This window comes from Micromonospora sp. IBHARD003 (genome assembly GCF_056106285.1).
The window spans coordinates 1168829-1182030 of record NZ_JBWBBX010000001.1; the positions used below are offsets into that span (position 1 = coordinate 1168829).

The 13202-nt window shown below is 71.9% G+C and carries 15 protein-coding genes; 3 read left to right on the plus strand and 12 right to left on the minus strand.

The features are described 5' to 3' along the window. Window positions 1–65 precede the first annotated feature (65 nt). The 5 genes from ACTWOL_RS05030 to ACTWOL_RS05050 form a co-directional block, all read right to left on the minus strand. Window positions 66–239, minus strand: a complete 174-nt coding sequence (locus ACTWOL_RS05030) for a CsbD family protein (RefSeq protein ID WP_474294740.1) — start codon at window positions 237–239, stop codon at window positions 66–68. A 91-nt stretch (window positions 240–330) separates the two neighbouring features. Further along, window positions 331–498 (minus strand): hypothetical protein, encoded by a 168-nt coding sequence (locus tag ACTWOL_RS05035; RefSeq protein WP_474294741.1) that lies wholly within the window; start codon window positions 496–498, stop codon window positions 331–333. A gap of 72 nt (window positions 499–570) precedes the next feature. After that, window positions 571–1134, minus strand: a complete 564-nt coding sequence (locus ACTWOL_RS05040; protein WP_474294743.1) for a gamma carbonic anhydrase family protein — start codon at window positions 1132–1134, stop codon at window positions 571–573. Window positions 1135–1150: 16 nt separating this feature from the next. Beyond that, window positions 1151–1852, minus strand: a complete 702-nt coding sequence (locus tag ACTWOL_RS05045) for a DedA family protein (protein WP_474294745.1) — start codon at window positions 1850–1852, stop codon at window positions 1151–1153. A gap of 218 nt (window positions 1853–2070) precedes the next feature. Next, on the minus strand, window positions 2071–2523 hold the full coding sequence (locus ACTWOL_RS05050) for a DUF4442 domain-containing protein (protein ID WP_474294747.1): 453 nt from the start codon (window positions 2521–2523) through the stop codon (window positions 2071–2073). A 96-nt stretch (window positions 2524–2619) separates the two neighbouring features. Between ACTWOL_RS05050 and ACTWOL_RS05055 the strand changes: the two genes are divergently transcribed. Both ACTWOL_RS05055 and ACTWOL_RS05060 read left to right on the plus strand, forming a co-directional pair. After that, window positions 2620–3678, plus strand: a complete 1059-nt coding sequence (locus tag ACTWOL_RS05055) for a DUF8017 domain-containing protein (RefSeq protein WP_474294748.1) — start codon at window positions 2620–2622, stop codon at window positions 3676–3678. Window positions 3679–3763: 85 nt separating this feature from the next. Beyond that, window positions 3764–5092, plus strand: coding sequence for an MFS transporter (locus tag ACTWOL_RS05060; RefSeq protein ID WP_474294750.1), 1329 nt, complete (start codon window positions 3764–3766; stop codon window positions 5090–5092). Here the strand turns inward: ACTWOL_RS05060 and ACTWOL_RS05065 are convergent. The 6 genes from ACTWOL_RS05065 to ACTWOL_RS05090 all read right to left on the minus strand — a co-directional run bounded on the left by ACTWOL_RS05065 (window position 5054) and on the right by ACTWOL_RS05090 (window position 11222). Then, window positions 5054–5899: a spermidine synthase gene (locus ACTWOL_RS05065; protein ID WP_474294752.1), complete on the minus strand. Its 846-nt coding sequence runs from the start codon at window positions 5897–5899 to the stop codon at window positions 5054–5056. The genes ACTWOL_RS05060 and ACTWOL_RS05065 overlap by 39 nt on opposite strands. Window positions 5900–6018: 119 nt before the next feature. Next, complete coding sequence (locus ACTWOL_RS05070; protein ID WP_474294755.1) at window positions 6019–6903, minus strand: patatin-like phospholipase family protein; 885 nt, start codon at window positions 6901–6903, stop codon at window positions 6019–6021. A gap of 229 nt (window positions 6904–7132) precedes the next feature. Continuing rightward, a complete protein-coding gene (tuf, locus tag ACTWOL_RS05075) occupies window positions 7133–8338 on the minus strand; it encodes an elongation factor Tu (protein ID WP_474294757.1) in 1206 nt (401 codons plus the stop codon). A gap of 109 nt (window positions 8339–8447) precedes the next feature. Next, a complete protein-coding gene (locus ACTWOL_RS05080) occupies window positions 8448–8618 on the minus strand; it encodes a hypothetical protein (protein ID WP_474294759.1) in 171 nt (56 codons plus the stop codon). A 167-nt stretch (window positions 8619–8785) separates the two neighbouring features. Further along, window positions 8786–10093 (minus strand): RICIN domain-containing protein, encoded by a 1308-nt coding sequence (locus ACTWOL_RS05085; RefSeq protein WP_474294761.1) that lies wholly within the window; start codon window positions 10091–10093, stop codon window positions 8786–8788. Window positions 10094–10520: 427 nt separating this feature from the next. Next, complete coding sequence (locus ACTWOL_RS05090; protein ID WP_474294763.1) at window positions 10521–11222, minus strand: DNA alkylation repair protein; 702 nt, start codon at window positions 11220–11222, stop codon at window positions 10521–10523. A gap of 49 nt (window positions 11223–11271) precedes the next feature. Between ACTWOL_RS05090 and ACTWOL_RS05095 the strand changes: the two genes are divergently transcribed. After that, window positions 11272–11976: a TVP38/TMEM64 family protein gene (locus ACTWOL_RS05095; protein ID WP_474294765.1), complete on the plus strand. Its 705-nt coding sequence runs from the start codon at window positions 11272–11274 to the stop codon at window positions 11974–11976. A 49-nt stretch (window positions 11977–12025) separates the two neighbouring features. Here the strand turns inward: ACTWOL_RS05095 and ACTWOL_RS05100 are convergent, their stop codons facing one another. Continuing rightward, entirely contained in the window at window positions 12026–13195 is a 1170-nt protein-coding gene (locus ACTWOL_RS05100) for a thiolase family protein (RefSeq protein ID WP_474294767.1), read from the minus strand. Window positions 13196–13202 lie beyond the last annotated feature (7 nt).

Below are 13202 nucleotides of genomic sequence, written 5' to 3' on the forward strand. Positions count from 1 at the left end.
AGGGGCGGCCGCACCCAGCACGTGGATGCAGCCGCCCCTGTCATACGGGCCGTGGCCCGGCGGGCTTACCGCCCCGTCCGTTTGATCCGCTCGCTCGCGTTCTCCGCGGTCTCCTGGGCCTTGCCCATGGCCTGCTCGCCACGGCCCTCGGCCTCCATGGAGCGGTCGCCCACGGCCTTGCCCGCGGTCTCCTTCATCTTGCCCTTGGCCTGCTTCGCCTTTGCCTTTGCCTTAGCCATGACGGCGGTCCCTTCACTGTGGGGGGTGGACTGGCATATCCACCTTGCGCCGATCACTCAATGTCCGCAATCGGTGACGCAGAGCGCATGGTCAGTCGGGTGGCTCGGGCACCGGGCGGGTCCCCGGCTCCGGGTCGGTGGAAGGCTCGCGGCCAGGCTCCGGGTCGGGCTCCGGTGGATGCGGATCGCGCGGTACGGGCTCAGGGCCGCTGGGCACGGGGCCGGGCCCGTCCGGGTTCGGTTCCGTCGCGGTGGTCATGACCGCACCTTCCTCGAGGCTGTACGCCTTTGCTGCGGCTACCCCGCAGACCGCGGGCAAACCGGCGCCGCGTCAGCCTTCGAGAGCGTCCTGGTGCTCCTTGACCAGCTCCAGGTACATCAGCGCGTTGACCTTCAGGCCCTCGCGCTCCTCGTCCGTGAGCTCACGCCTGACCTTGGCCGGCACCCCGGCCACCAGCGATCCCGGAGGCACCCGCATGCCCTGCGGGACGAGTGCCTGGGCCGCGACGAGCGATCCGGCACCGATGTGGGCCCCGTTGAGGACGGTCGCTCCCATGCCGATGAGGACGTCGTCCTCGACGGTGCACCCGTGCAGGACGGCGTTGTGCCCGACGGTGACCCGCTCCCCGACCGTCACCGGGAAGCCCGGGTCGACATGGACGGTGCAGTTGTCCTGGACGTTGCTGTCCGCACCGATCACGATCGGGCCGCAGTCGCCGCGCAGCACCGCGTGGTACCAGACGTTCGCGCCTGCCGCGAGGCTGACGTCGCCGATCACGACGGAGGTGGGCGCGGTGAACGCGTCGGGCGCGATCCGCGGTTCCTTGCCGCCGACGCCCGAGATCAGTGCCCGCTGCCCCTGTGCCATCGCCGTCTCCTCGTTCCGGGGGATCACGCCTGGGATGATCGCATCATCCCTTGCGCGTCGCCTCGGCGGGTACCGAGGGGGATGCGGAGGGCACTCCCTCCGGCTCGGCTCCACCGCCGTCGGCCGTGTCCGCGGTGCGCGCGGCGGCCTTCTTGGCGCGGTTCTTGAGCACCAGCATGGAGGTGAGGCCGAACAGTACGGCGACCACCAGACCGAGCCACGAGAAGCGCTTGAGCCAGGCCTCGGCGACGACGCCGACCGAGTAGATGACGGCCGTGGTGCCGCCCGCCCAGAGGATGCCGCCGAAGACGTTGGCGACGAGGAACTTCCAGTACGGCATGCGCAGCACACCGGCGAGCGGACCGGCGAAGATCCGCAGTAGCGCCACGAAACGGCCGAAGAAGACGGCCCACATGCCCCACTTCTCGAAGGAGCGCTCGGCCATGGCGATATTGGCTTCGCTGAAGTGCTTGGGGAACTTCGTGCCGCACCAGGCGAGCAGGGGGCGGCCACCCTTGCGCCCGATGGCGTAGCCGATCGAGTCGCCCACGATGGCGCCCGTGGTGGCGCAGGCACCGAGCACCCAGGGGTTGATGTCGCCGTGCTGGGAGGCGAGGAGCGCGGAACTGACGAGAACGATTTCGCCCGGCAGCGGGATACCGAGGCTCTCGAGCCCGATGACCACCCCCACCAGGATGTAGACGCTCACCGCCGGAACGGTCTCGAGCCACTCCTGGACGTGCACCGCCGGTTCCTCCCGTGGTCGTCGGCCCGGCCCGTGGTCGAGGGGCGCGGCCGGTTTCGTCGGGCTCGTGCTGCCCGGCGTGCGCCCCCGTGGCGCACCCGGGCAGCCTACCTGGTCGGACTTGGCGGGTTTTCGCGTCGTCCTCGCCGGGGAACGCGGCCGCCCCGGCGTCCGGGTGCGGATGCCGGGGCAGCCGGTTCTGCTTTCGCGTAGTTCGGTCAGCCGTTCGGGCGCAGGGTCCAGACGACGGTCATCTCGCCCGTGACCGCACCGTCCTCGCGTGTGATCGCGATATTTACGGGGAATTCGGGGCGAGTGCCCGCGTCCAGTTCGGCGGTGACGTCGGCGACGGGACGGCCGAGCGTGGCGGTGGCGGTGACGACGCCCATCGCCAGCTTCTTGTAGCCGATTTCGGCCTTGACGGCGAGCGGCACGGCGCGGCTCAGCTGGTCACCGAAGGCGGCGATGACGATGGCGCCGCTCGCGGACTCGGCGAGCGTGAACATCGCTCCGGCGTGCGGGCCGCCCACGTGATTGTGGTAGTCGGGCTGGTCGGGCATGCGGACCACGGCACGCTCGGCGGTGGTCTCCAGGAATTCCAGGTTGAGGGTCCTGGCCATGGGGACAGTGGCGGCGAGCAGCTCGCCGACGGACATCTGGTCTGCGCTCATGAGACCGGATGTTACCGATGAGTAGCCGTCTTGGCCATACTCCCCTGTGGGACGGGCGTGGCAGCATGAACGCGACAACCTCTATGGTTACTCGCCATGTGGCAAGGACAGCAGCCGCCCGGGGGCGAGCAGAACCCGCAGGACCAGAATCCCTACGCGCAGCCGGGGTACCAGCAGCCGAACCCGTACACACAGCCCGGGTACCAGCAGCCCAACCCCTATGCCCAGCAGCCGGGACAGCAGCAGCCCGGGTACGCACAGCCGAATCAGCCGAACCCCTATCAGCAGCCGACCGTGCCGCAGTACTCCATGCCCGGTCCGCCGCAGCCCGGGACTCCGGCCCCCTCGTCGGACCGGAAGAAGACGGCCGTCGTCGCCGTCGTCGCGGCAACGGCCGTGATCGCCACCGCCGTCGTCACCGGCGTCGTGGTCTTCGGCAAGGACGACGACAAGGGCGGGAACAAGGCCGACGGGAAGCCGGGGGCTTCGGCCTCGGCGGCCGGCCCCGCGTCCTCCCCCGCGGTCAACCCCCGTGACGGCTCCAACGCGGCTCAGCCCACCATCCCGGGCTGGAAGGTCGTCACCAACCCCAAGCACGGCACCCAGTTCGACGTTCCGCCGGAGTGGGAAGTGGACGGCCCCGGCGTCGGCATCGGGTTCGAGGACGAGAAGAAGGGCGACGGCTCGCCGCTCATCATGATGTCGGCGCCCGCGCACTTCAAAAGCAAGTGGTGCAGCATCGACGCCAACAAGGACGGCAGGACCGAGGACTCCAGTCTCGCCGCGACCGGCACCAAGGGCGGCCAGGGCGCCACGAGCACCGCGCAGGCCTCACGCAGCGAGGCGGGGACATGGGTGTGGGGCGGATACGGTCAGTCGGAGCCGATGAACAAGGTCAAGATCACCACACCCAAGCCGTACACGACCAAGTCCGGGCTGAGCGGTCACTTCGCGATCGCCACGATCAGCGGCGTCAAGAAGCAGGACAAGTGCGACACCGACGGCAAGTCGATCGCCTTCACCTTCAAGAACGCCAAGGGCGACTTCGCGAGCTGGGTGCTCTACGCGAACAAGGGCGTCCCGGACGAGCTCCCGGACGCGACGATCCAGCAGATCCTCAGCACCGTGCGGCTCCAGGGGACTCCGAAGTCCTGACCGCGGGCCGCGGGCCGCGCCCCGGCACCATCGTCGACCGGCGGCGGGTTTGGCACGGGCGGGCCGCGGAGGCGATAGTCCACGGGTGAATCGTCCCGCCCCGGCTCCACGGAGCCGTACGCCCCGCACCCGCCGCCCCCGCCGCCCGGAATGGGCGGGGCGCAACTACACCCTGCTGACCGCCGCCGCCGTCGTCACCAATCTCGGCACCCACGGTGCGCTGATCGCGGCGGCGTTCGCGGTGCTGGAGTCCGGCGGGGACGCCGGCGACGTGGGCCTCGTCGCCGCGGCGCGCACCCTGCCTCTCGTGCTCTTCCTGCTGATAGGCGGGGCGATCGCGGACCGGATGCCCCGTCATCGGGTGATGGCCGCGGCCAACGCCCTCAACTGCGTCTCCCAGGCGGCCTTCGCCGCGCTGGTGCTCGCCGGGGAGCCGCAGTTGTGGCAGATGATGCTGCTGACCGCTCTGTGCGGCACGGGGACGGCCTTCTTCAACCCGGCCGCCGAAGGCATGCTGATCTCGAGTGTGAGCGGGGAGCAGGCGGGCCGGGCCTTCGCGGTGTTCCGGCTCGCGATGCACGGGGCGGGGATCGGCGGCGCGGCGCTGGGCGGGGTGCTGATCGCCGCGTTCGGGCCGGGCTGGGTGCTGGCGGTCGACGCCGCGGCGTTCGCGGCGGCGGGTGCGCTCCGGGCGTTCCTGGCGGTCGACCGCATGGCGCCCCGCCGGTCGGGCGGCGGTCTGCTGGCCGATCTGCGCGACGGCTGGCGGGAGTTCATCGGACGCCCATGGCTGTGGTCGATCACCGCCCAGTTCGCCGTCGTGGTCGCGGTGGTGGGCGCGGCCGACGCCGTGTACGGCCCGCTGGTCGCCGAGGAGTCGCTGGGCGGTGCCCGGCCGTGGGGCCTGGCTCTGGCGGCGTTCGGCGCGGGCACCATCGGCGGAGCGTTGCTGATGACGCGGTGGAAGCCTCGGCGGATGCTGCTGGTGGGCACGGTGTGCGTGTTCCCGCTGGCGCTGCCGTCCGCCGCGCTCGCCGTACCGCTGCCGCTCGGACCGCTGTCGGTGGTGATGTTCGTCAGCGGTGTGGCCATCGAGGTGTTCGGTGTCGTGTGGATGACCGCGCTGCACCAGGAGATACCCGAGGAGAAGCTGTCCCGGGTGTCCGCGTACGACTGGTTCGGCTCGACGGCGATGCTGCCGATGTCGACGGCGCTTGCGGGGCCCGTGGAGAAGGTGTTCGGCCGGGAGCCGGCCCTGTGGGGGTGTGCGGCGCTGATCGTGCTGGTGACGGCGCTCGTGCTGCTGGTGCCGGACGTACGGAATCTGACGAGGCGTACCCGGCCGGTTGCCGGGGGCCAGGTCGCGACCGCCGCGTCAGCCGATGCCGAAAGCCCCGTCGGGCGGCTCGGGTGAGTCCACCGCGTCCCCGTCACATACCGTCCGCGCGTCCCCGATGAGGCGCCGCAGGTCCTCGCCGTGCTCGACGCGGGCGGGGAAGGCGTCGGCGGCGGTACGGCGGGCGAGCGCGGCGACACCGAGCGGGCGGTGTGAGGCGAGCAGCACGGCATTGCCGAATCTGCGGCCGCGCAGCACCGCGGGCTCGGCGATGAGCGCCAGCTCCTCGAACTGCGCCGCGAACGTGGCCAGTTGGGTCCGCAGAAAAGCGAAGGGCGCACCGTCGGCGAGGTTGGCGGCGTAGATCCCGCCGGGGCGCAGCGCTCGGTCCGCGAGCTGTGCGTACTCCCGTGAGGTGAGGTGCGCGGGCACCCTCGACCCGCCGAACACATCGGCGATCAGCACATCGGCGCTGTCCGCGGGTGCCTGCTCCAGCCAGCCACGGGCGTCCGCGCCGTGCACCGTGATACCCGCGTCACCGGGGAGCGGCAGATGTTCGGTCACCAGCGCGAGTAGCCGGCGGTCCGCCTCCACGACGTCCTGCCGGGAGCCCGGCCTGGTCGCGGCGACGTAGCGGGGCAGCGTCATGGCCCCGCCGCCGAGGTGCACGACATCGAGGGGCGCGCCCTCGTCCGCCGCGCAGTCCACGACATGGGCGAGCCGGCGGGCGTACTCGAATTCGATGTGCGTGGGGTCGTCGAGGTCGACGTAGGACTGGGGCGCCCCGTCCACGGTCAGCAGCCAGGCCCGCTTCCGGTCCACATCGGGCAGGAGGCGGGCGGTGCCGTGGTCGACGGGACGGATGACGGGTATGGCCTCGTTCACCCGCCCATTGTGCGCCCGGACTACTGCGTTCGGGCGACCGTCGTCCGCAGGGGGCCTGTCCGGCGGACGGGACGACGCCGCGTGAACAGTCGTGCCCGCCCGCACGGGTGGTGGCCGGATCAGTCGAGCCAGATCTTCCGGACCGCCTCCGCATGGGCCGCCGCCTGCACCAGGCCCGCCCGGGCCGAGGGGGCCCGGCTGGCGGGGTCCAGGACGTTGCGGCCGAACGCGCTGCGGGAGGCACGGTCCGGGGTGATGAGGGCCACGCGCGTGCCCGCCGCGACCAGTCGGGAGGCCAGCGTACGGGCGGAGAGTACGGGGCCGCCGCCGACGGCGATGGGTGCGACGATGACAGCGCTTCCGTAGCCGAGCGCGAGGTCCGCGTTGGTGGAGGAACGGACTCCGCCGTCGATGAAACGCCGCCCGCCGATCGTGACGGGCGGCCAGACGCCGGGCACGGCGCAGCTCGCGCCGACCGCGTCGATCAGCTCCACCCCGCTGTCCCGGTCGAAGGCGCGGAACTCACCGCTCAGCGCGTCCACGGCCGTGACGACCAGACGGCTCGCACGTGGCCAGTCGTGGGTGAGGAGCCGCTCGGCGAAGACCGCCCGGCGGACCTCCTCGGGGTCGGTGCGGGCCGTCAGCGCGAGCCGTCCCATGCGCGCTCCGTAGGCCTCTGGGTCGCGGGACCACAGCACGCCCCAGAGGTAGCGGGCGAGCACCGCCGGGCCCATGCCCGCGGGCACCTCGCCGTCCGGGTCGGCGAGCTGACGGTCGTAGAGCTCGGGCAGGGTGAGCCGGCCCGAGGTGAGCTGAGTGCCAACGACCGACCCCGCCGACGTACCGACGATCAGATCGGCACCGGTCGTATCGGCACCCGCCCGGGCGAGTCCGCTCAGGATGCCGATCTCCCAGCCGATGCCGGCGAGACCGCCGCCGCCCAGGACGAGGGCCGTGCGGTGTTTGTTCGATTCCTGCTCCACCGAGTCGTCCTTGTCCGCCATGGCAGCAGTGTGGCGCCTGGCGGGCGGGCCCGCCCCCTGCGTGTGGCGGGAGGCGGACCCCAAAGGCGCCGGACGGTGCGGGACCGGTCGCCGTGACACCCCCTCGTGCCGGGTCGGTCACGGTGCCGACTCCTCGGACCGGACCGGTCGCCGTGACACCCACTCTTGCCCGGCCGGTCACGGTGCCGGCCGCTCGGACCGGACCGGTCACCGTGCCGGCCGTCCCCGCTCAGACCAGAGCGGTCACCGTGCCGGCTCCGACCGTGCGACCGCCTTCGCGGATCGCGAAGCCGAGGCCGGGCTCCAACGGCATGTCCCGGCCGAGTTCCACAATCATCGTGACCGTCTCCCCGGGGCGCGCGACCGCCGTCTCGCCGAGGTCGACGTCCCCGACCACGTCCGCGGTCCGGATGTAGAACTGCGGCCGGTAGCCGGTGCCGATCGGAGTCGTGCGCCCGCCCTCACGCCCCGACAGCACATACACCTGTGCGGTGAAACGGCGGCGCGGGGTGACACTCCCCGGTTCGGCGACCACATGCCCGCGGCGCACGGCGTCGCGCGGCACACCGCGCAGCAGCAGCGCCACGTTGTCGCCCGCCTGCGCGGACTCCATCGGCTTGCCGAAGGTCTCGAGGCCGGTGACGACGGTCGTGACGTCCGCTCCGAGTACCTGCACCTGGTCGCCGACGCGCACGGTGCCGCGCTCGACGGCTCCCGTGACGACGGTGCCGCGCCCGGTGATGGTGAGCACGTTCTCCACCGGCAGCAGGAACGGCGCGTCCGTGTAGCGGACGGGCATCGGCACATAGGTGTCGACCGCGTCGAGCAGGGCCTCGATGGCCGACGCCCAGCGCGGGTCGCCTTCGAGGGCCTTGAGTCCGGAAACCCGGACGACCGGTACCGAGTCGCCTCCGTACCCGTGCGCCGTGAGCAGCTCGCGGACCTCGAGCTCGACCAGGTCGGTCAGCTCGGGGTCACCCGCGTCCGCCTTGTTGAGGGCGACGACGATGTGGTCGACGCCGACCTGACGGGCCAGCAGGACGTGCTCGGCGGTCTGCGGCATGATGCCGTCGAGAGCGGAGACCACCAGGATGGCCCCGTCGAGTTGCGCGGCGCCGGTGACCATGTTCTTGACGTAGTCGGCGTGACCCGGCATGTCGACATGGGCGTAGTGGCGGGTGTCGGTCTCGTACTCGACGTGCGCGATGTTGATGGTGATGCCGCGGGCGGCCTCCTCCGGAGCGCGGTCGATCCGGTCGAACGGGACATACGCGGTGGTGCCGGCACTGCCGTCGCCGTTCCTGGCGCCGTTGTCGCCGCGCTCGCTGAGGACCTTGGTGATGGCGGCGGTGAGGGTGGTCTTGCCATGGTCGACGTGGCCCATGGTGCCGATGTTGAGGTGCGGCTTGGTACGCACATATGCCGTCTTGGGCATGGCTGTTGCGGTTCCTTCCGGAACTCGAAGCGCGAACTCCCTGTGGAGAGGGACCCCTTGGCCGGACCGACCCTCCCCCTGCGGGGTCCGCCGGGCGATCCGGGGAGGGTCAGCTTCGGGCGCCGTCGACGGGCGCTGCAGATACGGCGGCGAGCGCCGCGACCGCTGCCACAGCGGCGGCCGTTGCGGCCGCGTCGACCGCGGCGGCGGCCAGGAGGGCGGCAGCCTTCGGCGCGTCCGCGACTGCGGACGGCGCTGCGATGAAGGCGTACCGGAACATGAGTCGATGATCGGGGGCACGCATCGTCCGCGTCGAATGGTTTTCCCCGACGGGGTGACGTCGAGGCGGCGCCGGCCCGTCAGGACCGGCGCCGCCTGGATGTTCTGGGTTCGCGCGGGCGCGCGGGCAGCTCCGTCATCGTGCGGGACGGCTGCCCGACGCCGGCGTCACGCCTTGTCGTCCTTGACGAAGACGAAGCTCTCCGAGTTGTAGTAGTTGGGGAGTTGGCCGAGGTACGAGCCCTGCCTCGGCGGGTTCTCGGTCCACCAGTCCTCGGGTCCGAACAGATGCGAGGAGTAGTCGGTGGCGGGGACGGGCGGCACGAACTCCAGCCGGAAGGCGGTGGTGTCCCCCTCCGGTGTGAACCGCCACAGCTGTAGGGGGCGCTGGGGCGACCCGGCGTCGTGGCAGTCGTACTGGACGACGCGGACGACGTTGCCGCCGTTGGAGGTGCCGTCGAGGCACTTGTGCGTGCCGGTGTTGCGCAGTTGGTGGGTGCCGTCGCCGGCGTCGATGGTCTCCCATCGCTGCCAGGCGTGTGCGGTGCAGCTCTCGAGCCGCAGCATCGCCCCGTTCCCTTCGCCTTCCACGCCGACGCACAGGCCGGTGCTCCGGTTGACCAGCCGGAAGCCGGTGAGGGGAGGCTCGGCCGAGGGCTTGGCCGGGGCGGCGGACACGGTCGGCCTGGCGGTCGCGGGCCGGCTGGGCACACGGCGCGTCGGTGGCGCGGCGCTGGTCGTGGCGGACGCGGACGTCGGCGCCGGCTCGGCGGGGAGCGCGAGTCGCGGTGGTGTGACGGAGGCACGCGACGGGGGCGTGCGGGTGTCCTTGACGGAGTCGCCCGCGGAAGCCACGAGGACTGCCGCGGCGAACGCGGTGACCGCCACGCCCGCCACGGCCGCGGCACCGACCGGGGAGGCCGCGACGACTCCGCGGAGCCTGCGCCGGGGGCCGGGGGGTGGGAAGGCCGCGCCATGGAAAGCCGAGGAAGCCGACAACGCTGTCACCTCGGACGCGGACACCGGCTCTGCGTCCTCGCCCTCCGTCGGGGCTGCGGCCGGCTCCTGTTCGGCGGCGAGCCGCAGCAGCGCGGTCAGTTCGGAGGGCGTTCCGCTGTGGACGACGGTGAGTTCGGCGCGTACGCGGGCGCAGCTGGGGCAGCCGGCGATGTGCTGGTCGAGTTCGCCCGAGCGTTTGGAGACACCGCCGCGAACGGTGTCGTCCATCACCGCGGTCAGATGGCGGCACGCGCGGCTCGGGGCTTCGCCTGCGTAAGCGCGCAGATAGGCCTCGCACAGCTGTCGGCGGGCGAGCTCGGCCGACGGATCCGGCAGCGGATCCCGCGCGACGGACGGCTCGGATATGGAGGCGGTGGCTTCGGGCGGGTCGGGACGGAGGGCCGCTTGCCATGACGGATGCAGGGTGCGGAACGCACGCAGGATCAGCGGGGCGTCGTCGGGGGCGGTCGGGGTCACGTGCTGCTCCTCGTACATGTGCTCACGGGGGCTTGCCTGTTCGGGAGAGCACGTCACCGGCCCGGCCCGCGGAGGGGACCGCCGGCGACGCCGTCCTGACGAGGAGATGACCTGGCTGACGTGGACCACTCGGCGGGGAGCGCTGACGGTGGTCTCTTCCGAGCCCCGCGCGGACTGAATACTGGGGGCGAGTGGACCGCGGAGTCAAGTATTCCGGCACGTCAGGGCCGTTGCACGACAAGGGGTTCAGGCTCTTGTCGTCCGTCGTTCGGCCGTCTTGCGCAGCGGCCGGGACCGGTACGTAGTGAACTGTCCATGAAATGCCCGGCGTTGGGCGGTGCGGGCCGGTCGATGGCCGGTCGATGGGCGGTCTGACCAGCCGGATGGCTCCCGGCTCGACCGTTGTCGATTCTTCAGCCGCCCGTCGTCACAGGTTCTTGAGCGCTTCCCGTACGGACAGGGGCGCGAGCCGGTCGCGGGCGCCGTCGACGAAGTCCCGCACCGCGTCCGGATCGGTCTTGGCGTACTCGCGCAGGCTCCAGCCGATCGCCTTGCGGATGAAGAAGTCGGTATGGCCGGCCTGGGTCAGGCAGTACCGGAAGAGACGTTCCGCGTCGGTGGCGTCCTTGTAGCGCAGCTGGTGCAGCAGCGCGGTGCGGGCGATCCAGAGGTCGTCGTCCTCGATCCACTCGTCCATCACGGCGACCAGCGCCGGGTCGGCGGCGACGAGCCCTCCGACGACGTGCGCGGCGAGCGCGTCCACGGTGTCCCACCAGGGGACGGTGACGAGGAGGTGCCGCACCACCGGCAGGAATCCGGAGGAGCACCGTGTGACCCAGCGCCTGAGGTAGTCCACGGCGAAGTAGTGGTACTCGCGCTCGGGCAGCTGCCAGCAGCGCAGGGCGATCGCGGTGCAGTCGGCCTCGTCCGGCCGTGCCGTGCCCTGGAGGACGGTGCGGGACAGGGCACGGCGGTCGGGAGTGCGCAGGCCGAGGAACGGTGCGACGTGCTTCATGTATGCGGCGGCCTCGTGGGCCCGCACCGGGTCGGCGCCGGCCGCGTAGACGGTGGTGAGCCGGTCGATGACGGTGTCGGCGAGGGCGCTGGCCGGCGTGGCCGGGGGTGTCATGCGGCACAGGTTACGGCGCCCGGCCGGACTCGTCGGATAGTCTCCCGGGATGCTCGACCCCGTCCCCGGGCCGCGTGGCGGCCTCGCACTGCGCTGCGGCCGGGCCCTGTTGTCACCCTGGTCCCGGCTGGGCCTGCTGGCGCTGCTGCTCCTGGCCGCGGCTTCGACGGTGGTGGTGTACGAACCCCAGCGGCTGCTGGCATCGGGCTGGCCGCCGCAGCTGAGCGGCGGTACGGCGGTGGTGCTCTTCGGCATCGGGTACGGGCTGTGCACGGCCGCGCTGGTGCCCCGGCCCCTGCTGAATCTGGCCGCGGGCGCGCTCTTCGGATCCCAGGCGGGACTTGCCGCGGCGATCGCGGGAACGGTGCTCGGGGCCGGTATCTCCTTCGGCCTGGGCCGGGTACTGGGGCAGGACGCGTTGCGGCCACTGCTGCGGGGCCGCTGGCTGAAGGCCGCGGACGGCCAGCTGAGCCGTCATGGTTTCCGGTCCATGCTGGCGCTGAGGCTGTTCCCCGGCGTCCCCTTCGCCGCGGCCAACTACTGCGCCGCCGTCTCCCGCATGGGCTGGCTGCCGTTTCTCCTGGCCACGGCCATCGGCTCGGTCCCCAACACCACCGCGTACGTCGTCGCGGGCAGCAGCGCGGCCTCCCCCTCTTCCCCGGTCTTCCTCGCGTCGGCGGGCTTCATCGTGCTGTCGCTGCTGGCCGGGGCGGCCGTGGCCTGGCGCAAACGGCACCGTCTGCGCGACTCCTGACCTGCCCGGCCCGAGGGCCGGGAGGGGGAACCGAGGTGCCGGGCACGGCCTACAGGGCCTCGAGGACCGTCGCGTTCGCGAGCCCGCCGGCCTCGCACATCGTCTGCAGTGCGTAGCGCGCTCCGCGGGCGCGCATCGCATGGACGAGGGTGGTCATCAGGCGGGTGCCGCTGGCGCCCAGCGGGTGGCCGATGGCGAGGGCTCCGCCGTGGACGTTGAGCTTCGCCGGGTCCGCGCCGGTCTCCTGGAGCCAGGCGAGGACCACGCTCGCGAACGCCTCGTTGACCTCGAAGAGATCGATGTCGTCGAGGCCGAGGCCGGCCCGCTTCAGGACCTTCTCGGTGGCCGGCAGCACACCGGTCAGCATCAGCAACGGGTCCGAGCCGGTGACGGCGAAGCTGTGGAGCCGTGCGAGCGGACGGAGCCCGAGGCGCCGCGCCGTCTCGCCGGATGTGATGAGGACGGCGGAAGCCCCGTCGTTCACCGGACTGCTGTTGCCGGCCGTGACCGACCAGTCGATCTGCGGGAACCGCTCGGCGAACACCGGGTCCTGGAACGAGGGCCGCAGCCCCGAAAGGATCTCGGCCGTCGTCCCCTGTCGTACGCTCTCGTCCCGGGTGAGCCCGCCGATCGGTGCGACTTCGGCGTCGAAGAGCCCGTCCGACCAGGCCCGGGCCGCCCGCTGGTGCGACGTCACGGCGAAGTGGTCCATCGCCTCCCGTCCGATGGACCACTTCGCCGCGATGAGCTCGGCACTGATCCCCTGGGGCACCAACCCCTCCGGGTACCTGTGTGCGACGCCCGGTCCGAACGGGTCGGCGCCCGGCGGCACGTTGGACCACATCGGCACCCTGCTCATCGACTCGACTCCACAGGCGATGACGGCGTCGTACGCACCGGCCATCACGCCCTGGGCGGCGAAGTGGACGGCCTGCTGGGACGATCCGCACTGCCGGTCCACCGTGGTGGCGGGGACGGACTCGGGGAGTCCGGCGCCGAGCCAGGCGTACCGCGTGGTGTTCATGGCCTGCTCGCCCACCTGGTCGACGGTGCCGCCGATCACGTCGTCGACCGCTTCGGGATCGATTCCACTGCGCTCGACAAGCGCCCTCAGGGTGTGGGACAGCAGTGCGACGGGATGGATCCCGGCCAGTGCGCCGTTCGGCTTGCCCTTGCCGATCGGTGTGCGGACGGCTTCGACGATGACGGCGTCACGCATGGAGCGT

What these genes read in the sequence shown, in the direction of transcription:
- ACTWOL_RS05030 (WP_474294740.1), bottom strand. Translation starts at nt 239, where the DNA reads ATGGCTAAGGCAAAGGCAAAGGCGAAGCAGGCCAAGGGCAAGATGAAG.
- ACTWOL_RS05035 (WP_474294741.1), bottom strand. Translation starts at nt 498, where the DNA reads ATGACCACCGCGACGGAACCGAACCCGGACGGGCCCGGCCCCGTGCCC.
- ACTWOL_RS05050 (WP_474294747.1), bottom strand. Translation starts at nt 2,523, where the DNA reads ATGAGCGCAGACCAGATGTCCGTCGGCGAGCTGCTCGCCGCCACTGTC.
- ACTWOL_RS05055 (WP_474294748.1), top strand. Translation starts at nt 2,620, where the DNA reads ATGTGGCAAGGACAGCAGCCGCCCGGGGGCGAGCAGAACCCGCAGGAC.
- ACTWOL_RS05070 (WP_474294755.1), bottom strand. Translation starts at nt 6,903, where the DNA reads ATGGCGGACAAGGACGACTCGGTGGAGCAGGAATCGAACAAACACCGC.
- tuf (WP_474294757.1), bottom strand. Translation starts at nt 8,338, where the DNA reads ATGCCCAAGACGGCATATGTGCGTACCAAGCCGCACCTCAACATCGGC.
- ACTWOL_RS05080 (WP_474294759.1), bottom strand. Translation starts at nt 8,618, where the DNA reads ATGTTCCGGTACGCCTTCATCGCAGCGCCGTCCGCAGTCGCGGACGCG.
- ACTWOL_RS05090 (WP_474294763.1), bottom strand. Translation starts at nt 11,222, where the DNA reads ATGACACCCCCGGCCACGCCGGCCAGCGCCCTCGCCGACACCGTCATC.
- ACTWOL_RS05095 (WP_474294765.1), top strand. Translation starts at nt 11,272, where the DNA reads ATGCTCGACCCCGTCCCCGGGCCGCGTGGCGGCCTCGCACTGCGCTGC.
- ACTWOL_RS05100 (WP_474294767.1), bottom strand. Translation starts at nt 13,195, where the DNA reads ATGCGTGACGCCGTCATCGTCGAAGCCGTCCGCACACCGATCGGCAAG.